At 70.6% G+C, this 19,561-nt stretch carries 18 protein-coding genes; 9 read left to right on the plus strand and 9 right to left on the minus strand.

What is annotated here, in order from left to right:
- The first annotated feature begins 327 nt into the window (after positions 1 to 327).
- Positions 328 to 561, plus strand: coding sequence for a DUF4287 domain-containing protein (locus tag KIK05_RS41790; protein ID WP_214416455.1), 234 nt, complete (start codon positions 328 to 330; stop codon positions 559 to 561).
- A 73-nt stretch (positions 562 to 634) separates the two neighbouring features.
- Positions 635 to 1,045: a PPOX class F420-dependent oxidoreductase gene (locus KIK05_RS41795; RefSeq protein ID WP_214416456.1), complete on the plus strand. Its 411-nt coding sequence runs from the start codon at positions 635 to 637 to the stop codon at positions 1,043 to 1,045.
- A 119-nt stretch (positions 1,046 to 1,164) separates the two neighbouring features.
- Here the strand turns inward: KIK05_RS41795 and KIK05_RS41800 are convergent, their stop codons facing one another.
- From KIK05_RS41800 to KIK05_RS41810, 3 genes are all read right to left on the minus strand, one after another.
- Complete coding sequence (locus KIK05_RS41800; protein WP_214416457.1) at positions 1,165 to 2,385, minus strand: acetyl-CoA C-acetyltransferase; 1,221 nt, start codon at positions 2,383 to 2,385, stop codon at positions 1,165 to 1,167.
- A gap of 164 nt (positions 2,386 to 2,549) precedes the next feature.
- The gene (locus KIK05_RS41805; RefSeq protein WP_214416458.1) at positions 2,550 to 3,908 is read right to left on the minus strand and encodes an outer membrane protein assembly factor BamB family protein; all 1,359 of its coding nucleotides are present in this window, start codon (positions 3,906 to 3,908) and stop codon (positions 2,550 to 2,552) included.
- 53 nt (positions 3,909 to 3,961) lie between these two features.
- Positions 3,962 to 4,963 (minus strand): SGNH/GDSL hydrolase family protein, encoded by a 1,002-nt coding sequence (locus KIK05_RS41810; protein ID WP_214416459.1) that lies wholly within the window; start codon positions 4,961 to 4,963, stop codon positions 3,962 to 3,964.
- 287 nt (positions 4,964 to 5,250) lie between these two features.
- On the opposite strand from KIK05_RS41810, the gene KIK05_RS41815 reads away from it, so the two are divergent.
- Positions 5,251 to 6,618 carry a cystathionine beta-synthase gene (locus KIK05_RS41815; protein WP_214416460.1) on the plus strand — a complete coding sequence of 456 codons (1,368 nt, stop codon included), beginning with the start codon at positions 5,251 to 5,253 and terminating at the stop codon, positions 6,616 to 6,618.
- 122 nt (positions 6,619 to 6,740) lie between these two features.
- Here KIK05_RS41815 and KIK05_RS41820 read toward each other — a convergent pair whose 3' ends face one another.
- Positions 6,741 to 7,904, minus strand: coding sequence for a sensor histidine kinase (locus tag KIK05_RS41820; protein ID WP_214416461.1), 1,164 nt, complete (start codon positions 7,902 to 7,904; stop codon positions 6,741 to 6,743).
- Between the two features lie 147 nt (positions 7,905 to 8,051).
- Here KIK05_RS41820 and KIK05_RS41825 point away from each other — a divergent pair, with 147 nt between their 5' ends.
- The gene (locus KIK05_RS41825; protein WP_214416462.1) at positions 8,052 to 8,201 is read left to right on the plus strand and encodes a hypothetical protein; all 150 of its coding nucleotides are present in this window, start codon (positions 8,052 to 8,054) and stop codon (positions 8,199 to 8,201) included.
- Between the two features lie 9 nt (positions 8,202 to 8,210).
- Positions 8,211 to 9,350, plus strand: coding sequence for a cystathionine gamma-synthase (locus KIK05_RS41830; protein WP_214416463.1), 1,140 nt, complete (start codon positions 8,211 to 8,213; stop codon positions 9,348 to 9,350).
- On the opposite strand, the gene KIK05_RS41835 is transcribed toward KIK05_RS41830, so the two are convergent.
- From KIK05_RS41835 to KIK05_RS41850, 4 genes are all read right to left on the minus strand, one after another.
- The gene (locus KIK05_RS41835) at positions 9,347 to 9,781 is read right to left on the minus strand and encodes a hypothetical protein (RefSeq protein WP_214416464.1); all 435 of its coding nucleotides are present in this window, start codon (positions 9,779 to 9,781) and stop codon (positions 9,347 to 9,349) included. The two genes, KIK05_RS41830 and KIK05_RS41835, sit on opposite strands and share 4 nt — an antisense overlap.
- A gap of 74 nt (positions 9,782 to 9,855) precedes the next feature.
- The gene (locus KIK05_RS41840; protein ID WP_214416465.1) at positions 9,856 to 10,014 is read right to left on the minus strand and encodes a hypothetical protein; all 159 of its coding nucleotides are present in this window, start codon (positions 10,012 to 10,014) and stop codon (positions 9,856 to 9,858) included.
- Between the two features lie 198 nt (positions 10,015 to 10,212).
- Positions 10,213 to 12,159 carry a vWA domain-containing protein gene (locus tag KIK05_RS41845; RefSeq protein WP_214416466.1) on the minus strand — a complete coding sequence of 649 codons (1,947 nt, stop codon included), beginning with the start codon at positions 12,157 to 12,159 and terminating at the stop codon, positions 10,213 to 10,215.
- A gap of 90 nt (positions 12,160 to 12,249) precedes the next feature.
- On the minus strand, positions 12,250 to 13,722 hold the full coding sequence (locus tag KIK05_RS41850) for a sigma 54-interacting transcriptional regulator (protein ID WP_214416467.1): 1,473 nt from the start codon (positions 13,720 to 13,722) through the stop codon (positions 12,250 to 12,252).
- Positions 13,723 to 13,924: 202 nt separating this feature from the next.
- Here KIK05_RS41850 and KIK05_RS41855 point away from each other — a divergent pair, with 202 nt between their 5' ends.
- The 4 genes from KIK05_RS41855 to ilvA all read left to right on the plus strand — a co-directional run bounded on the left by KIK05_RS41855 (position 13,925) and on the right by ilvA (position 17,840).
- On the plus strand, positions 13,925 to 15,145 hold the full coding sequence (locus KIK05_RS41855) for an FIST signal transduction protein (protein ID WP_308250353.1): 1,221 nt from the start codon (positions 13,925 to 13,927) through the stop codon (positions 15,143 to 15,145).
- Between the two features lie 63 nt (positions 15,146 to 15,208).
- A complete protein-coding gene (locus KIK05_RS41860; protein WP_308250354.1) occupies positions 15,209 to 15,781 on the plus strand; it encodes an RNA polymerase sigma factor in 573 nt (190 codons plus the stop codon).
- Positions 15,778 to 16,470: a hypothetical protein gene (locus tag KIK05_RS41865; protein WP_214416469.1), complete on the plus strand. Its 693-nt coding sequence runs from the start codon at positions 15,778 to 15,780 to the stop codon at positions 16,468 to 16,470. The genes KIK05_RS41860 and KIK05_RS41865 overlap by 4 nt, the downstream gene beginning before the upstream one ends.
- A gap of 155 nt (positions 16,471 to 16,625) precedes the next feature.
- Complete coding sequence (gene ilvA, locus KIK05_RS41870) at positions 16,626 to 17,840, plus strand: threonine ammonia-lyase (RefSeq protein WP_214416470.1); 1,215 nt, start codon at positions 16,626 to 16,628, stop codon at positions 17,838 to 17,840.
- Here the strand turns inward: ilvA and KIK05_RS41875 are convergent.
- A complete protein-coding gene (locus KIK05_RS41875; RefSeq protein ID WP_214416471.1) occupies positions 17,837 to 19,447 on the minus strand; it encodes an FAD-dependent monooxygenase in 1,611 nt (536 codons plus the stop codon). The two genes, ilvA and KIK05_RS41875, sit on opposite strands and share 4 nt — an antisense overlap.
- Between the last annotated feature and the right edge of the window lie 114 nt (positions 19,448 to 19,561).

The following is a 19,561-nucleotide window of genomic DNA, read 5'->3' on the forward strand; positions in this document are numbered from 1 at the left end:
ATCTCCGCGGCGAACGCCTCAAGGCGCTGCCGCACAACCGAAAGCTCATGGGGGGTCATCGCAGCATGAAACTACCCACACCGTCACAGTGGCTCCACGACACGCCGACCTAACAAAGCACTACTAGCGAGCTCGTTCCTCGAACGCCCCGCCCGATATCGGACGGGGCGTTTTCGTTCGGCATGGATGCCCAAACTTCGGGTATGCCCGACACGCTGCAACTAATGATCTACCTTCTGTTAGGGAAGGCTGGCCGTTAGGGTCTTGCCATCGCGGGGCCGGTGATGCAGTGTCTAGCAAAAGAGGCTTCATCTCATGGAGGTGCCCATGTCGTTGAACCACTCACAGGAGACGCAGAGCAAGCTGATCGCCAGGGTTCCGGACATCACCGGACGCGCACTCCCCGAGTGGTTCCAAACCATCGACAACGGCCCGTCTTTCCTTCGCTGTGACGAGCGAGCCAACTGGCTCGCCGACGAGCACGGGCTGACCCACGGCTACGCCGCCGCGATCGTCATCGAGCACGAGCGGCAGCGCCGTTCCCGCATGGGCTTCCTGTAAGCCCTGCCACGCCTCAGCGCCCACGCCCCGAATTCGGCGTGGGCGCCGTCTTGTCCTCGGCCATCATGGACACATGGATCTGGACAAGGCACGTGAATTCCTCAGAGGCAACCATCGCGCGGTCATGCTGACCACCCATCCCGACGGCCGGCCGCAGATGTCGCCGGTGACCGTCGGCGTGGACGCCGAGGGGTACGCCGTGGTCAGCACGCGGGAGACCGCCGCCAAGACCCGCAACCTGCGCCGGAACCCGGCCGTGACGCTGTGCGTGATGAACGACGGGTTCTTCGGCGCGTGGATCCAGATCGACGGCACCGCCGAGATCGTCCCGCTGCCGGAGGCGATGGAGCCGCTGGTGGAGTACTACCGGAGCATCTCCGGCGAGCACCCCGACTGGGACGACTACCGTGCCGCCATGGAGCGGGACCGGCGCGTCATCGTCCGCATCGACCTGAAGCGCGCCGGCCCCGACACTCACCGGTGAGGGGCGCGGCGGTGGTCTGAGGAGGAGGGAGGGTGAGGGACGAGCCCGGACGACGACGAAGGCCGCCGCCTCAAGGAGCGTCCCTCACCCGCCGAGCGGAGCGAGGCGATCGAACGCTGCTAGCTGAGGCGCTCCAGCACCATCGCCATGCCCTGGCCGCCGCCGACGCACATCGTCTCAAGGCCGATCGACTTGTCGTGGAAACGCAGGCCGTTGATCAGGGTGGAGGTGATCCGGGCGCCCGTCATGCCGAACGGGTGCCCGACGGCGATGGCGCCGCCGTTGACGTTGAGCCGGTCGAGGTCGATGCCGAGCTCCTGGTACGACGGGATCACCTGGGCCGCGAAGGCCTCGTTGATCTCGACGAGGTCGACGTCGGAGATCGACATCCCGGCCCGGCTCAGCGCCTGCCGGGAGGCCTCGACCGGGCCGAGGCCCATGATCTCGGGGGACAGGCCGGTGACGCCGGTCGAGACGATGCGGGCCAGCGGCGTGATGCCGAGCTCGGCCGCCTTGACGTCGCTCATTACGATCACCGCGGCGGCGCCGTCGTTCAGCGGGCAGCAGTTGCCCGCGGTGACGGTGCCGTCGGGGCGGAACACCGGCTTGAGCTGCGAGACCGCCTCGTAGGTGGTGCCCGGCCGGGGGCCGTCGTCCTTGCTGACGACCGTGCCGTCCGGCAGCGTCACCGGCGTGATGTCCTGCTCCCAGAAGCCGTTGGCCAGGGCCTTCTCGGCGAGGTTCTGCGACCGGACGCCGAACTCGTCCTGCTCCTTGCGGCTCACGCCCTTGAGCTCGGCGACGTTCTCGGCGGTCTGCCCCATAGCGACGTAGATGTCGGGCAGCCGGCCGTCCTGGCGCGGGTCGTGCCACTCGGGGCCATTGCCCTCGGCGCGGGCGTCGGTGCGGGCCTTGGCGTCGAGGAACAGGGGGTTGGTGGTGTCGGGCAGCGAGTCGGAGTTGCCCTTGACGAAGCGCGAGACGCACTCGACTCCGGCGGAGATGAACACGTCCCCCTCGCCGGCCCTGATCGCGTGGAAGGCCATGCGCGTGGTCTGCAGCGACGAGGAGCAGTAGCGGGTGACCGTGGTGCCGGGGACGCCGTCGAGGCCGAGCAGCACCGAGACCACGCGGGCCATGTTGAAGCCCTGTTCGCCGCCCGGCAGGCCGCAGCCCAGCATCAGGTCGTCGACGTCGTTCGGGTCGAGCTGCGGGACCTTGTCGAGCGCGGCTTTGATCATCTGGACGGTGAGGTCGTCGGGACGGATGTCCTTCAGCGACCCCTTGAAGGCTCGGCCGATCGGCGAACGTGCGGTCGCGACGATGACTGCCTCGGGCATGTGGCTCTCCTGGGTTCGTGGCAGGGGACTCCCTCCTGCGGAGGTTACCGCGCGGTAGCCCACTTGCCACGACCCGGGGCGCCAAGAAACAGAACTATGTACGGCAAGCGCGCGTTAGGGGCACTCGTCGCCGCAGGGTGGGGGCCGCCGCCGGCCTCGCGGCGTCAGCCGTACATGCCCGGCGTGGTGCCCGTGCCGTCCTTGACGGCGTGCACGGCGCCCTTCTCGTCGCGCCACAGGCGCCAGCCGTCGTGGCTGCCGGTGAACCAGGCGGGCGGGACCGGCGAGCCCGGCACCCGCGCGCCGGTCGCGAGGTCGAACTCGCACAGCGCGGCCACGGCGTAGAACCCCGGCGCCTGCCCCGCCAGCGGCAGAGGCTTGGGGTCGGTGACGCAGAACGACCAGCCCCGCTGCCCCTGGAGGGGGACGGCCTGGCCCGAGGGCAGGTCGAACGCGGCGCCGGCCTTGCCGGGCTTGAGGAAGCCGAGCCTTGCCATGTTGCCGGGGAAGGCCAGCCACCAGCCGGTGCCGGGCACCTGCCCGGCCGTGATCTGGCCGATCACCCGTCCCGAGGCCGGGTCGAGCCTGGCGAAGCCGCCGTATTCGCCATGCTCGTCCACGGGACGGACGATCGGCGCGAACCCCGGGCTCCCGCTCGGGTAGACGCGCACCACCGAGGGACGCAGCCAGTTGACCGTGCCGTCGGAGAGCTTGACCGAGAAGAGGCCGAAGGCGGAGGTCTTCTCGGTCCTGGGGTTGGTGTACGGCGCGACGTATCCGATGAGGTTGTCACCGGATGCGCCGAAGGCCCATCCGCCGGAAAGGTCGACGCCGGGGCTGACGGCGTGCTCGACGGGGAGCTGCCAGGACGGCCGGCCGGTCTTCAGGTCGTGGGACGACAGCACGGGGTGTTTCGCCATGTGGAGCATGACGACCCTGGAGGAGTCGGACCACTCCACCTCGGCGATGCCGGGCACCTTCCACAGTGTCCTGCCGGTGGCCGGGTCGAGGACGACCATGCGGGCGGAGGCGAGCGCGGTGTTCTCGGTCATGCAGATGTAGGGGCCGCAGCTCTGGGGGCCGAACGTCGAATGGACCGGACGGGTCCACTTCTGCCGCCCGGTGCGCGCGTCGCCGGCGACGAGCCGGGCCTTCGCGCCGCCGTGGTCAGGTGGGGCGATCGCCGCGATGACACCCTGGCCGGGCCCGGTCTCGACGGCGGCGGGCGGCTGCACGCCCATGCCCGGCAGCCGCCCGGCCAGCGTCGCGGGGTGACTCCAGAGGGTCTTGCCGCTGGCCAGGTCGAGGGCCGTGGTCGCCAGCGTGCCGTCCGGCTTGATGGAGGTGAGGGCCGCCACACCGGCGGCGACACCGGCGCGGCTGACGGCGTTCACCTCGGTGTTGTGCCAGGTGGGCGCGGCCGAGGTGTCCTCGGTGGCGGCCTTGCTGCCGGAGCAGCCGGCCAGGGCCATGACCCCGGCGAGCGCCAAGGCCGGTTTCGCGAGGGGCCGGATCACGGGCATACCACTCCAATGCGGGCGAAAAGTGACGACCGCGTCGCGGAGGGTGACCGGATTCAGGCGCTGCGAGGCATCACCCCCGGCCGCCGACGGAATATCGTGGCCCACCTTCCCTGGGGGCCGGTCGCACGGCCGGCGACGCGGGTCGCGGTGACCTCGGTGCCGGGCTCCTCCGCGGCGATGGCCGCCGCGAGGTAAATCGATTGCGATCCCTCGCCGCGCTGAGGCTCGGGTTCTGGCCACAACCCCAACGCGGCGCATACAGAAGGTAGCACTACGTAAGCGGCTCGTTGGTAGCCTCGCGCAGATGGGTGGTATCGGTCGGGTCCGAACATCTCGCCCGGATATGAGGCGAATTCCGGGCCGAGGACGTCGGCGAACGCCACGGAACGTCCGCCCTCCTCGATCACCGCGACCGTCTGGGCGGCGGCCAGCTGGCGGCTCCACCGCCGGGTGACCCAGCGCAGCGGCTGCGCGATGGGACGGATGGTGCCGAGGTCCGGGCAGGTGCCCACCACCACCTCCGCCCCGGCCTCCCGCAGCCGCCGCACGGCCTTCTGCAGGTGCCGCACGGCCTGGCCGGGCATGGTCTGGGTGGTCACGTCGTTCGCGCCCACCCAGATGACCGCGACGTCTGGCTTCTCCTTCAGAGCCCGGTCGACCTGGATGTCGAGGTCGGCCGACGCCGCCCCCGAACGGCCGAAGACGTTCAGCCGTACCGGACGCCGGGCCGCCTCGGTGAGCCCCTTGGCGAGGATCACGGCGGGGGTCTGCTCGGGGTCCGTCATGCCCAGGCCGACCGACGTGGAGTCGCCGAGCATGACGAGGCTGATCGGTTCGCCCCGGGGATTCTCGCCGTCCGGCCATCTCCCGTAGACGCCGTCGGAGGGAGGGCCCTCCATGCCGTGCGGCCGCCCGACGATCTTGCGGGCGAGCAGTGCCTCGGTGAAAAGCAGTCCGTAGACGGCGGCGCCGAGGAGGGTGACGCCTCCGCCGCCGACGGCCGCGGCGGCCGCGATGCGGCGCGCCGCCCGTGAGGTTGCCGGGGTCCAGATCACTTCCCGTTTCCCCTTCCTGTCCGATCTGCCTGCGCGGGATCTCTTCCTTCCGTGGACTCCGTTGTCATATGGCCTGTTCCCGGCGGGTTGCCCGTCGGATCAGGGTGTCGAGCATTATGATCGCGGCCTCGCCGGACGACGAGCGTGCGACTCGCGGACGCCTGTCCCTCTCGGTGGTGGTCGTGACGGTACGGTGAGGAATTGAACACAGGCCGGACACCGGATCATCCTTCGGAAACCGGCATCGTCAAGCTGGCAAAGCTTTGGTAAATGAGGTGCTATTCCCGGTGCGCGTACACGATTCGCTCATCGAGCTCATGGGCGACACCCCGCTCGTGCGGCTGCGCAAGGTCACGGCCGGCGTATCCGCCCAGGTCCTGGCCAAGGTCGAATACTTCAACCCCGGCGGGTCGGTGAAGGACCGTATCGCGCTCCGCATGGTCGAGGCCGCCGAACGCTCCGGCGAACTGCGCCCCGGTGGCACGATCGTGGAGCCGACCTCCGGCAACACCGGTGTCGGGCTTGCGATCGTCGCCCAGGAAAAAGGCTACCGCTGCCTGTTCGTCGTGCCCGACAAGGTCGCGCAGGACAAGATTGCGGTGTTGCGCGCCTACGGCGCCGAGGTGGTCGTCTGCCCGACGGCGGTCTCGCCCGACCACCCCGACTCCTACTACTCCGTCTCCGACCGGCTCGCCCGCGAGGTCCCCAACGCCTGGAAGCCCGACCAGTACTCCAACCCCGAGAACCCCGAGAGCCACTACCACTCGACCGGCCCGGAGATCTGGGAGCAGACCGAGGGGCGCGTCACCCACTTCGTGGCCGGCGTGGGCACCGGCGGCACCATCAGCGGCACCGGCCGCTACCTCAAGGAGGTCTCCGGCGGCCGGGTCCAGGTGATCGGCGCCGACCCGGAGGGCTCGGTCTACTCCGGCGGCAGCGGACGGCCGTACCTCGTGGAGGGCGTCGGCGAGGACATCTGGCCCGCGACGTACGACACGACGGTCGCCGACCGCATCATCGCCGTCTCCGACAAGGACTCCTTCGGCATGACCCGCCGCCTGGCCCGCGAGGAGGCGCTGCTCGTCGGCGGCTCGTGCGGCATGGCCGTGGTGGCGGCGCTCAGGGTGGCGGCCGAGGCCAAGCCGGACGACGTGGTAGTGGTGCTGCTGCCGGACGGCGGGCGCGGCTACCTGTCCAAGATCTTCAACGACGAGTGGATGGCCGACTACGGCTTCCTGACCACCTCCAGCGAGGAGGGGCTGGTGCGCGACGTGCTCGGCCGCAAGGCGCCGGGGCTGCCGGAGTTCGTGCACACCCACCCGCACGAGTCGGTCAGCACGGCGATCTCCATCATGCGCGAGTACAGCGTGTCGCAGCTGCCGGTGATGAAGGAGGAGCCGCCGGTCATGGCCGCCGAGGTGGTCGGCTCGATCGTCGAGCGCGACCTGCTGGAGGCCCTCTACCGCGGCAAGGTGCGCGGCGAGGACCCGATCGCCGACCACATGTCCGCGCCGCTCCCGATGATCGGCGCCGGTGAGCCGGTGTCGAAGGCCATCGAGGCCCTGGAGAAGGCCGACGCCTCGGTCGTCCTCGACGACGGCAAGCCCATCGGCCTGGTCACCCGCCAGGACCTGCTCGCCTTCCTCGCACGGTGACGAGCTAGCCGCGAGGGGCGCGGCGGTGGTCTGAGGAGGAGGGAGGGTGAGGAACGAGCCCGTACGACGACGAAGCCCGCCGCCTCAAGGAGCGCCCCTCGCCGCCGAGCACAGCGAGGCCATCAAGCACTGCGCTCCAGCGGGAACCAGGCGCGGACCTCCCAGGTGCCCTCGTGGGTGGGCCCCGCCTGGAGGTCGCCGCCGACGGCCTTGACCCGCTCCGTCATGCCGACCAGGCCGAACCCCCCTCCGAGCCGCGAGACCCGCGGGTCGGAGGACGACCTGGGGTTGCGGACGTGGAGCAGCACCCCGCGGTCGGCGGCCTTCAGGTCCGCCTGCACCCACCAGGTGTTCGGCGCGTGCTTGCGGATGTTGGTGAGGCTCTCCTGCAGTACGCGGTGCAGGGTGGTGAGCACCTCGGGCGCCAGCGCCGACTCGGTCACCCCCTGGCCGATCTCGAAGGAGACCTGGGGGCCGGCCGCGGAGAACTTCTCGACCATCAGGCGCAGGTCGGCGAACGTCGTGCCGGCCTGCCGGGAGGCGTCGTCCTCGGCCCGGAGCACCCCGACGAGGCGGCGCATGGACGTCAGGGCGTCGGCTCCCGCGTTGGCGATCGCCTCCAGCGCGGGCTCCACGGCCTGAGGCTTCTGCGCGGCCACGGTCTTGGCCGCCTGGGCCTGGACGACGATGCCGGTGATGTGGTGGGCGACCAGGTCGTGGAGCTCGCGGGCGAGTTCGAGCCGTTCGGCGCGTCGTACGGCGTGCACGGCCTCCTCGCGACGCTCCAGCTGGTAGCGCAGGTAGCCGCCGATGGCGATCGCCACCGCCCAGGCGACGAAGAACAGGAAGCCGAAGGCGACCTCGGTGCCGTTCGGCCCGCGCAGGCCGGCGGCCATCTGCAGCACGACCATCGACACGCCCGACAGCACCAGGGCCAGCCGCAGGGGCTTGACCCAGCGCAGGACGCCGACGGTGAGGAGCAGCAGCACCCCCGCCTCCGCGAAGCCGGGAGAGCCCTGCCAGTTGAGGAAGCCGGCCGCGAAGGACACCACCGCCGACATCGCCGCCAGAAGGATGAAGCCCTCGACGCGGAAGCGGCGGCGCAGCAGGTAGGTGCCGACGGCGAGAAGCCCCAGCAACGGCACGAGGAACTGTCCCCGGACGATGCCCGCGGCCCGGTACACCGACCCTACGGTGTCGACCAGGAGGAGCAGCCCGAGCCAGCAGACCAGTGCGATCTCGCTGAGCCGCTGAACCCACGACGCGATCCGCTGGGTCTTCCTCACCTGTACCTCACGGTCACCGAGCCTAGACCGAGTGGTGGAGTGCCGGATCGGCCATTCGGACGAGCCGCGACCAGCAGGATCGATCGTTGTGGCGAGGTCGCGCCGGGCCTCTCCGGGCGAAGCTTGATGCCAGGAGGGGAGAGACAAATGACTCTTTTCGGAGTGATCCTGCTGATCGTAGGGATCTGCGCCATCGGCCTGCTGGCCATCGCGGACCCCCTACTGCTCTCGCGCATCACCGGGGAACGCGAGAAGCCGGTGTTCCTCCACCGCGACCTGCCCTCGGGAGGGCGATAACGTGGGGACATGATTGAAGGCTTCGAAACCCTGGCCATTCACGCAGGCCAGGAGGCCGACCCGCGCACCGGCGCGGTCGTGCCCCCCATCTACGCCGTGTCGACCTACAAGCAGGACGGCGTGGGCGGCCTGCGTTCCGGATACGAGTACAGCCGTTCGGCCAACCCCACCAGGACCGCCCTGGAAGAGTGCCTGGCGGCGATCGAGGGCGGGACGCGCGGGCTGGCGTTCGCCTCGGGACTCGCCGCCGAGGACACCCTGATGCGCACCGTCTGCAAGCCCGGCGACCACGTCATCATCCCGGGCGACGCGTACGGCGGCACGTACCGGCTGTTCGCCAAGGTTCTGTCCCGCTGGGGCCTTCAGTACGACCCGGTGCCGCTCGGCGACCTCCAGGCGGTGCGCGCGGCCGTCCGGCCCGAGACCAGGGCCATCTGGGTCGAGACGCCGACCAACCCGCTGCTGGGCATCGCCGACATCGAGGCCCTGGCCGAGATCGCGCACGCCGCGGAGGCGCTGCTGGTGGTCGACAACACCTTCGCCTCGCCGTACCTCCAGCAGCCGCTGGCGCTCGGGGCGGACGTCGTCGTCCACTCCACGACCAAGTACGTCGGCGGCCACTCCGACGTGGTGGGCGGAGCCCTGGTGACCCGCGACCAGACCCTCGGCGACGAGCTGGCCTACCACCAGAACTCCATGGGCGCGGTCGCCGGCCCGTTCGACGCCTGGCTGACGCTGCGCGGCATCAAGACGCTGGGCGTCCGGATGGACCGTCACTGCGACAACGCCGAGAAGGTCGTCAACCTGCTGCTGTCGCACCCGAAGGTCATCGAGGTGCTCTACCCCGGGCTCTCCGAGCACCCCGGCCACGAGGTGGCCGCCAAGCAGATGAGGCGCTTCGGCGGCATGGTGTCGTTCCGTGTCGCCGGTGGCGAGGAGGCCGCGGTCGAGGTCTGCAACCGTGCCAAGCTGTTCACCCTCGGCGAGTCGCTCGGCGGTGTGGAGTCGCTGATCGAGCACCCCGGCCGCATGACCCACGCGTCGGCCGCCGGCTCGCCCCTGGAGGTGCCCGCCGACCTCGTCCGGCTCTCGGTCGGCATCGAGACCGTGGGCGACCTCCTGGAGGACCTCACGCAGGCGCTTGCCTAAGAGGGGTTGAACCACACCATCAGCGCCAGGATGACCAGCCAGATCAGCGCCATGATCGACGAGAGCATGGCGATGCGGCCGGTCTGAACCTTGGCGTCGTCATCCTGGGCCTCGTTCGACAGCACGCGGACGGCGGTGCCCTGGTCACGATCGATCATGATCAGGAGCACCGCCGCCACGATGAACAGCGTCATCGAGACCGAGAGGTAGGGCTTTCCGAGGTTCGATCCGCCCAGGGCGAGACCGAAGAGGAATACGCCGAGGGTGAGGACGCCGAAAATGCGCGTGCTGCGGTGCAGGTAACGCAGCACGGCGACGTCCTTGGCCCTGATGTATCTCGGGGTGAACATGGTGGTGGCCGTCACCGGGCCGATCGCGAAGATCGCGAAGCCGATGTGCAGCCAGAGCAGGAGGTTGCCGAGAAACGACATGCCGCCGACATTATCGTCTCGGTGATCAGTGAGGGAACGCCCGCCGCCGAGCGTACGCAATCATGAGAGATGTCTCATGATTTCGGGACGTCCGGCGTGGCGTGCGTCTCCGCGACCTGCGCCTTCGGCTCCTCCTTGGGCGCTTTGGGATGCCGGGGCCGGTTGTTCACCGTCACCTCGAACATCGCCACCGTGAAGATCATCAACACCAGGAGAGCGACCGCAGCGAACATGTCACCCTCCTCCCGTGCCGTGGGGAACCGCCTGGCCGTCGTAAAGGGTGTGCGTCGAACACCCCTCGAAAATATCCTCGGCCATTGCATATCGATAGGCAACCGATTAATGCGGCGCTCGTAAAAGCGACCACTTTCCGCGCGCCGTGAAATATCCGGATATGTACCCACGTGGGGCGGCCATGCAACGGCCGGTGCTCAGCGGGCGCGGCGGGAGCGCAGGAAGTCGCTGACGACGTACTCCCCGAGCCGGTCGGCGCTGGGGGAGAAGACGCGCCCGCCGTTGCGCCGGGCGAGCTCGTCGACGAAGTCCTTGAGCCTTTCGTCGGCGGCCAGCATGAACACGTTGATCGTCGCCCGGCGCCGGGTCATCTTGTCGACCTCGGCGAGCGTGAGTTCCAGCGTCTCGCGGGAGGGCGGCCACTCGAACCAGTAGCGGCCGTTGCGCATGAGGTGGGCCGTCGGCTCCCCGTCGGTGACGACGAGCACCACGGGCTCGAAGTCGGGGTGCCGGTCGAGGTGGCGTCCGGCGATCAGCAGGGCGTGGTGCAGGTTGGTGCCCTGCACCATGTCCCATTCGAGCCCGGCAAGCTCCTCGGGCTGCAGCACCCGCGCGTAGTTGGAGAAGCCGATGATCTGCACGGCGTCCTGCGGGAACTTGGAGGCCACCAGCGCCTGCAGGGCGAGCGCGGTCTGCTTGGCGGGCCCCCACGTGCCGCGCAGGGCCATGGAGTACGACAGGTCGACCAGCAGGCAGACCGCGGCGGCCGTCCGCCGCTCGGTCTCGGCGACCTCGAAGTCGTCCACCGACAGCGTCACCCCCCGGCCGGCGCCGCGGCGCACGCCGTTGACCAGGGTGCGTACGACGTCGATGGGCTGCTCGTCGCCGAACCGCCACGGGCGGGAGGTGCCGGTGAGCTCGCCGGCGGCCCCGGCGTCGCGCTGATCATGGTCGCCGCGCCGCCCGCTGTCGAGCGAGTCGAACACCCGGCGCAGGGCGGTCTCCCCGAGCCGGCGGACGGCCTTCGGGGTGAGTTCGAGCTTGCCGCGCTGCCGCCGGAGGTATCCCTGCTGCTCCAGCTCGCGCTCGATCCGCCTGAGGGTCTCCAGGTCGTCGACCGCCGACCGGCCGAGGGCGCGGCGGATCGCGGCCTCGTCGATGTCGTCGAGGCGCGCTCCGGGGTAGTCCTGGCGGAGGGCGGCCTCCAACTGGCTCAGGTCGGCCAGTTCCTCCAGGACGCTGACCGCGTCGCCCATGCCGAGGGGCTGGTCGCCGTCCATGCGCTCGGGGGTGTCCCAGGCGAGGTCGGGACGGCGGGCGTACAGGGCCTCGCCCAGGCGGGCCATCTGCTCGGCCAGGCCGGCCTGCTCCAGGGTCTGGTCGATCAGGGCCTGGAGCTCGGCGCGCTGCTCGGGGCTCATCGAGGCCATCATGCGCTGGGCGGCGGCGGCCCGGCGGGCGAGGATGTCGACCAGCTCTTCGAGATTGCGGGGGTTCTCCGGGAAGAATTCCCCATATTTCTGCATGAAGTGATCGAAATCTTCTTGCGTGTGCTGCCCGCGGGCGTCCCGGTCCAGCATCTCGTTCAGATCCGACATCATCTGCCGGACCCGTTCCATCGCCGCCGGGTCGGGATTCGCCAGGGCGTCGCGCATGCCGCGGAACCGGCTGTCGAGGACCTCTCTGCGCAGGAGGTCACGCAGCTCCTCGAAGGTCTGCCGCGCGGCCGCCGACCGCCACTCGTACGAGCCGAGCTGCCGCACCGCGCTCGCGGTGTCGCCCGGCACCGAGTCGAGCTCGGCCTCGCGCAGGCGCGCCTCGTCGGAGGGGTCGGGGAACAGCTCGGCGCGTTCCTGCCCGATCGCCTTGTCGAGCAGGGCCCGGGCGCGCTCCAGGGTGCCGTCGAGGTTGCCGCGTTCGCGCAGCTGACGCCGCCGCTCGCGCACCTCGCGGAGAAGATCGTCCAGCCCCCGCCGGTCGGGGGCCCCGGGCAGGCCCCGCCTCAGCAGGTCGCGCAGGGAGTCGAGCGGGCTCGTGCCCGAAAGGATCGCGTCGCCCATCTCGTCGAGCGCGGCGCGGACGTCGTACGGCGGCGCCAGCGGATCGGGCCCGTCGTGGTACTCGCCGTATCGGTAGCCACTCATCTCTTCGGAGCCTAACGTCGTGTGCCGGTGTGGCGGGAAGGTCGCATGACCGGTCCCGGCTCGGCGCGAACCGAGCCGGGAGAGCAGGGGTCAGGTGCGGTAGACCGAGCCGCCGTCGGTCTCGTCCTTGGACAGGCGCCGCATGAGGTAGAGACCTTCGAGGGCGAACTCCAGCGCGGCGGCGGCGTGGCCCGGGGACTCGTCGCCCTCGCCCATGCCCACCGCGGACATGATCTTCGACAGGCCGTTGACGGGCCCGATGCGCTGGAGCAGCTCCGTGGCGGGGGTCAGCTCGCCGGACTCGATCTGGGCGCCCTCGGTGAACTTGTCGAGCAGGGCGGACAGGTCCATGCCGCCGAGGGTGCCGCGGAAGGTCTCGGCGACGGCCCGCCGCAGGAGGTGGGCGAGCACCTCGACCTCGCGCCCCTCCTCGCTGACCTCGAACTCCACCTTGCCGCGCAGCGTGGGGACGACTCCCGGCAGGTCGCAGACCCGGGTGACGGGCCGCTCCTCGCCGGTGATCGCCGCCCGTCGTACCGCGGAGGCGGCCGCCGTCTCCGCCGCGGCGATCGAGAACCGCGCCGACACGCCGGACCGCGAGTCGACGGCGGTGGACTCGCGTACCAGGCGGGTGAAGCGGGCGATGGTCTCCACGATGTGGTCGGGCAGCTCGGCGCTCAGCCCTGGCTGCTCGCCGTCCTTGCCGGCCGTGCCGCCCGTGGGCCGGCGCCAGTCGAGCTCGGCCTCCTGGCGGATCAGGTCGAGCTCGTCCTCCAGGGTGAGCGGGTAGTGGGTGCGGATCTCGGCGCCGAAGCGGTCCTTCAGGGGGGTGATGATGCGGCCGCGGTTGGTGTAGTCCTCGGGGTTCGCGCTGGCGATCAGCAGGATGTCGAGGGGGAGGCGCAGGTTGTAGCCGCGGACCTGGATGTCGCGCTCCTCCAGCACGTTGAGCAGCGCGACCTGGATGCGCTCGGCGAGGTCGGGCAGCTCGTTGACCGAGAAGACGCCCCGGTTGGTGCGGGGGACCAGGCCGTAGTGGACCGTCTCGGGGTCGCCGAGCGTGCGGCCCTCGGCGATCTTGATGGGGTCGACGTCACCGATCAGGTCGCCGACGGAGGTGTCGGGGGTGGCGAGCTTCTCGCCGTAGCGCTCGTCGCGGTGCTTCCAGGCGATCTTCAGCTCGTCGCCCTGCTCGGCGGCGAGCCTGCGGCAGCGGACGCACTCGGGGGCGTACGGATGATCGTTGATCTCGCAGCCCTCGACGACGGGGGTCCACTCGTCGAGGAGGCCGGTGATCGTGCGGATGAGCCGGGTTTTGCCCTGGCCGCGCTCGCCTAGCAGCACCAGGTCGTGGCCCGCCAGCAGAGCCCGCTCCAGATGGGGCAGGACGGTCTCGTCGAATCCGACGATGCCCGGGAATCTCGGCGCGCCTGAGCGTAGTCTGGCCAGCAGGTTCTCGCGGATCTCCGCCTTGACCGTGCGGTATGGGTGGCCACTTTCGCGTAGTTCGCGGAGATTGCGGGCGTGCGGAGCTTCGGTTCGCGGTGTGGGCGATTCATGCACGGAACCGAGACTACGTCGCGGGGGAAGGTCACGGCAGCGGATACAGATTTCGGATCTTGACCATTATGAGACGCTATGGGTGCGTTGTCGCTCCGGTAGTGGGGAGAATCCGGCCAAGAGGGTCTATTGTGCGACACGCTACGACTCGCGACCACTCGCGACCTGTGCGCGACCGCTCGCGACCTGAGGGGAGGCGAGGCGTGTGGCAGTGCTGACCAGCCGCTTCGCGGATGGTCTCGCCGTCGGTTCCGACCTGGTGGTAGCCGCCGAGCAGGCGGTACGCCAAGCGCTCTCCGGCCTGTCGGGACCTCCCGACCTCGTGTGCTTCTTCATCTGTGGCGACGACCCCGAGGAGGTCGCCCGTGCCGGGTTGCGCGTCATGCGCATGGCGCCCGGGGCCCAGGTCATCGGGTGCAGCGCCACGGGCGTCATCGGCGACGGCCGGGGCGTCGAGCTCACCTCGGCGGTCAGCGCCTGGGCGGCCAACCTCGGCGGCGGCCGGGCGACGACGTTCGCGCTGGAGACCCTCCGCATGGAAGACCGCTTCGTGATCATCGGCCTGCCCGACCGGGATCCGGACGACCGGGTGGCGATCCTGCTGGCCGACCCCTACAGCTTCCCGGCCGACGCCTTCGTGGAGCACTCCCGCGACGTCCTCGGCGACCTCCCGCTGGTCGGCGGCCTGGCCAACGGCCTGCGGGGCCAGGGCTCGGTGCGGCTGTTCGCCGGCGGTGAGATGTACACCGAGGGCGCCATCGGCGTGATGCTCAGCGGCCCCATCAACGTCAGCACCGTGGTCAGCCAGGGCTGCCGTCCCATCGGGCCCACGATGGTGGTCACCCGGTCGGAGGACAACCTGCTGCTGGAGCTCGCCGGGCAGCCCGCCCTGGCGCGCCTGGAGGACATCGTCAGCAACCTCGACGAGGAGGACCGCGAGCTCGTCGCCTCCGGCCTGCAGATCGGCATCGCCATGGACGAGTACGCCGAGAGCCACGAGCGCGGCGACTTCCTGATCCGCGGCATCCTCGGCATCGACCCCGAGCGGGAGGCCGTCGCGGTCGGCGACGTCCTCGACATCGGGCAGAGCGTCCGCTTCCAGGTCCGCGACGCCGCCGCCGCCGACGAAGACCTGTACGAGCTGCTCGACGCCCACACCGAGGAGCGCGGGCGGGTCGACGGCGCCCTGCTGTTCTCCTGCAACGGCAGGGGCACCGCGATGTTCGGCAGCCCCGACCACGACGCCCTCGCCCTCCACGACACGCTGGGCCCGATCGGCATGGCCGGCTTCTTCGCGGCGGGGGAGGTCGGCCCGGTCGGCGGCCACAACCATGTGCACGGCTTCTCCGCCTCCATCCTGGTCTTCTCCAGCGACACCGGCCACGAGGTCCCCGGGAGAAGCGAGAAGGCCACCGGCCACATGTAACGGTTTTTACCCCTTCGTCCAAGCAGGGGCGTAAGTATGCGGACGACGAAGGGAGCGAGGCCGGTGCGCCTCAAACGTTCGGGGTTGGCGTCGATCGCCGACGACCCCGAGGCTTTCGAAGCCTTCTACCGGCGGCACGTCGACGAGGTGACGCGGTTCCTGGCCCGGCGGGCCGGCGATCCCCACACCGTGGCCGACCTGGTCGCCGAGGTCTTCCTCGCCGTTCTCGACTCGGCCCACACCTACCGCCCGGCCCTCGGCAGCGAGACGGCCTGGCTGTACGGGGTGGCGCGCAACACGCTGCTGGCCGAACGGCGGCGGGCGGCGCGCGAGCTCCGCGCGGGCGGCCGGATCGCCGGCCGCCGGCTCCTGGAGCCCGACGACGTGGCCCGCCTGGAAGACCGCATCGACGCCGAGAGCCCCGCGCGCAGGGCTCTGGAGGCGATGAACGACCTGCCGGAAAGCGAGCGGGCCCTGCTGGAGCTGGTCGTGATCGACCAGCTCACCGTGTCCGAGGCCGCGGCCGCCCTCGGCATCCGCCAGGGCACCGCCCGCGTCAGGCTCTACCGCGCCAGGCGGGCGCTCCAGCGCGTCCCCGGCGTCGTCCCGCCCCTGGTCATGGAAGGAATCAAGTGAACAGCACGTTCGAGGACAGACTGCTCGCCGAGCTGAAGACGGAGATGGCCGCGAGGCGCTCGGAGGCCCGTACGGCCGTCCCCGCCCGCCGCTGGACGACCGGCCGCCGGTTCTTCGCCGCGGCCGGGGTGCTCGGGGTCGCCGCGGCGGCGGCGATCGCCGTCCCGCTGGTGACGGGCTCGTCGGCCCCCGCCTACGCGGTGACCAAGAACCCCGACGGGACGATCAATCTGAGGATCAACGAATTCCGGGACCCGGAGGGGGCCGAGAAGGAGCTCGCCGCGGCCGGCGTGAAGGCCGACATCACGTACATGCCGCTCGGCAAGCGGTGTGAGGAGGGACGATTCCACCGGCTGCCCGAGGACGAAGTGTCGGTGTCGAAGGAGGAATTGGAGAGTCGCGATCCCCAGGTGCGGGCCGAGGTGAGAAGGAAGATGCTGGACACTCCTTCCGGCAAGGCCATCCAGATGAGGAACGGCATCACCATCCATCCGGAGTACATCAAGCCCGGCCAGACCGTGGTACTGGAGATCGCGGAGAACTCCAAGGAGCCCACCGCGGAGCACCCCGGCGTCGCCTACCAGGTCATCAGCGGCCTGACCGACGGACCGGTCCAGCCGTGCAAGCTGATCGACCAGCCCGATGCGTTCGACATCGGCGACGCCACACCGCCGCCCGGGGCGCACTGATCCGGAGCCGGGGCTCTCCGGCCGCCCGCCTGATCGGCCGTGATGCCGGCACGCGAGCCGGTCAGGCGCTACGGGGCCCCGTACGCCCATGAGGGCCTCCCGAGACTTGTGGGGCGGTGGAGGCGCGGGCGGGCCGTCAGTGGGAGACTTCGGGCATGGCGCACCCTCAGGTGACCTATGACGACGTGGTCGCCGCCCGTGAACTGCTGGACGACCTGATCGTCCACACGCCGCTGCTGCATTCCCGCGTGCTGTCCGACATGATCGGCGGTCCGGTGTACCTCAAGTGCGAGAACCTCCAGCGGGCCGGTTCGTTCAAGGTGAGGGGCGCCTACGTGCGCATCGCCCGCCTGAGCGACGAGGAGCGGGCCCGAGGGGTGGTGGCGGCCAGCGCCGGCAACCACGCGCAGGGGGTCGCCCTGGCGTCCGGGCTCCTCGGCTGCAAGGCCACGGTGTTCATGCCCGAGGGCGCGCCGCTGCCGAAGGTCGAGGCGACGCGCTCCTACGGCGCCGACGTGATCCTCACGGGCACCACCGTCGACCACGCGCTGGCGGCGGCCAAGGAGCACGCGGAGGAGAGCGGGGCCGTCTTCATCCACCCGTTCGACCACCCCGACGTGGTGGCCGGCCAGGCCACGGTGGGGCTGGAGATCCTCGAGCAGCTCCCCGACGTCGGGACGATCACGGCGGCGGTCGGCGGCGGCGGGCTGGCGGCGGGCATCGCCCTGGCGGTGAAGTCGCTGCGTCCGGGCGTCCGGGTGGTGGGCGTGCAGGCGGAGCGGGCCGCCGCCTACCCCGCCTCGCTCGCCGCCGGCCACCCCGTGGTGGTCGAGCCCATGTCCACCATGGCCGACGGCATCGCGGTCGGGCGTCCCGGCGACATCACCTTCGAGATGATCCACTACCTGGTCGACAGCGTGGTCACGGTCTCGGAGGAGACGCTGTCGCGGGCGCTCCTGCTGTGCCTGGAGCGCTCGAAGCAGGTGGTGGAGCCCGCGGGGGTCGCCGGTGTCGCGGCGCTCCTCGACTGGCCGCACGCCTTCGAGCCGCCCGTGGTGGCCGTGCTGTCCGGGGGCAACATCGACCCGCTGCTGCTGTCGAAGGTGCTGCGGCACGGGCTCTCGGTGGCCGGGCGCTACCTCGCCTTCCGCATCCGGCTGCCCGACCGTCCCGGGGCGCTCGCCACGCTTCTCTCCCGCCTGGCCGAGCTCGGGGCCAACGTCCTCGACGTCGGCCACGAGCGGGTCGACCCGCGCCTGCACCTCGACGAGGCCGAGGTGCTGCTCCACCTGGAGACCAAGGGCCCCGTCCACTGCGACGAGGTCCTCGCCGGCCTCCGCCGCTACGGCTACAAACTGATCTTCAGCTAGTCCCGGGCGAGGACCCGGGTGAGGACGTCGTGAAGCGCCGTGGCGGGGTCGGGGGCCGGTGAGGGGGAGCGCCAGGCGACGTAGCCGTCGGGGCGCACCAGCACCGCGCCCGCGTCGGTGACGCCGTATCTCGCCGCCCAGTCGCCGCTCACGTCCCGGACATCCTCGCCGATCCGGTACACCTCCAGCTGGACACCCAGCCGTTCGGCGGTGGTGGCGGCGGCGGACGCCCAGGCCCCGGCCTGCGTCCCGGCCCCCGTGAGCAGGACGAAGGCCCGGCCGAACAGCTCGAGCACCGACATCTCCTCTCCGCCCGCGGAGATGGTGAAGTGCGGCGCGCGGCCTCCGGGGCGGCCGGTGAGGTGGCGGACGTCCTCGGCGATGGAGCCGTCGTCGCCGGGCTCGGTCAGGACGGCCTTCGAGTGGTAGCGGTGCCCCAGCATGTACGAATACGGGTCGGCGACCGGCTCGGGGAAGTCGACCCGCTGGGCCGGAGGCATGCGGAAGCCCAGGTTGGCGAGTTGCGCGTCGGCGGTGAGCTTGCCGATCGGCCGCCGTTCGGCGTCGTAGGAGTCGAGGAGGCCGGGACCGGCCTGCCCCGAGAGGACCAGGGCGAGCCGCCAGGCGAGGTCGCAGCCGTCCTGCAGCGCGGTGCTGCCGCCCTGGCCGCCGGTCGGCGGCATCGTGTGCGCAGCGTCCCCGGCGAGGAAGACGCGGCCGGAGGAGAACCTCGTGGCCACTGCGTGTCCCAGCGCCCAGGTGTTCTGGTCGACGATCTTCACCTCGAGGTCGGGGACGCCGGTGCCGATCCGGACCAGCTCGACGCACCGCTCCTCGGTGAAGTCGGTCTCGCTCTGTCCCAGCGAGGGATCGAAGTTGATCGCCATCACGTGAACGCCGACCCCGGTGCCGGTGACGATGGCGCCGTCGAAGGCGTCGTTGCGGAGGTACCAGAGGGTCAGCGTCCGCTCGTCCACCTGCTCGGACAGGTCGGCCCTGAACATGATCGAACGGCACAGCCCCAGCTCGCCGCGTCCCTCGACGGGGACGCCCAGGCGCTCGCGGACGCCGCTGCGGTGCCCGTCGGCGCCGATGAGGTAGTCGGCGCGGACGGTCCGGGTGTCCCCGCTCGCCCGGTCGCGGATCACGGCGGTGACGCCGTCGTCGTCCTGCTCGAAGTGGACCAGCTCGGTGGAGAACCGCAGGTCGGCGCCGTGACGCTCGGCCTCGGCCCGCAGGGTGCTCTCCACGAGCGACTGGGGGAGGCCCACGCCCGAGGTGGGGGTGACGTCCCGGACGAAGGCGAAGTCGTCGCTGCCGTGCACGATCATCTGCGGGTCGGGGTCGGTCAGCGTCGAGGCGATCGCGATCCGGATGTCCTGAGGGATGCCCTCGGACCGCTTCCGCAGCGCCTCCTCGACTCCGGGGACGACGCGGAGCAGCTCCATGGCCCGCTCGTTCACGCCGAAGGCCTTCGGCTGGAACGAGGTGCTCGCGTGCCGCTCTACCAACAGCACCCGTACCCCGCGCCAGGACAGCAGGAGGGCCGCCGAGAGCCCGGCGTACCCCGCGCCGGCCACCAGGACGGGCACTCTTTCGTCGTACATCGGTCGTCTCCCCTCGGTCGAGATACATCGCGTCTCTACTCGAAAGACGATATGTCGCGTCTTCGGTGAGGGTCAAGATACGTCGCGAAAACCCGTCCGAACTTCTGGCCCTCC

This window comes from Sphaerisporangium fuscum (genome assembly GCF_018531465.1).
Lineage (GTDB): Bacteria > Actinomycetota > Actinomycetes > Streptosporangiales > Streptosporangiaceae > Sphaerisporangium > Sphaerisporangium fuscum.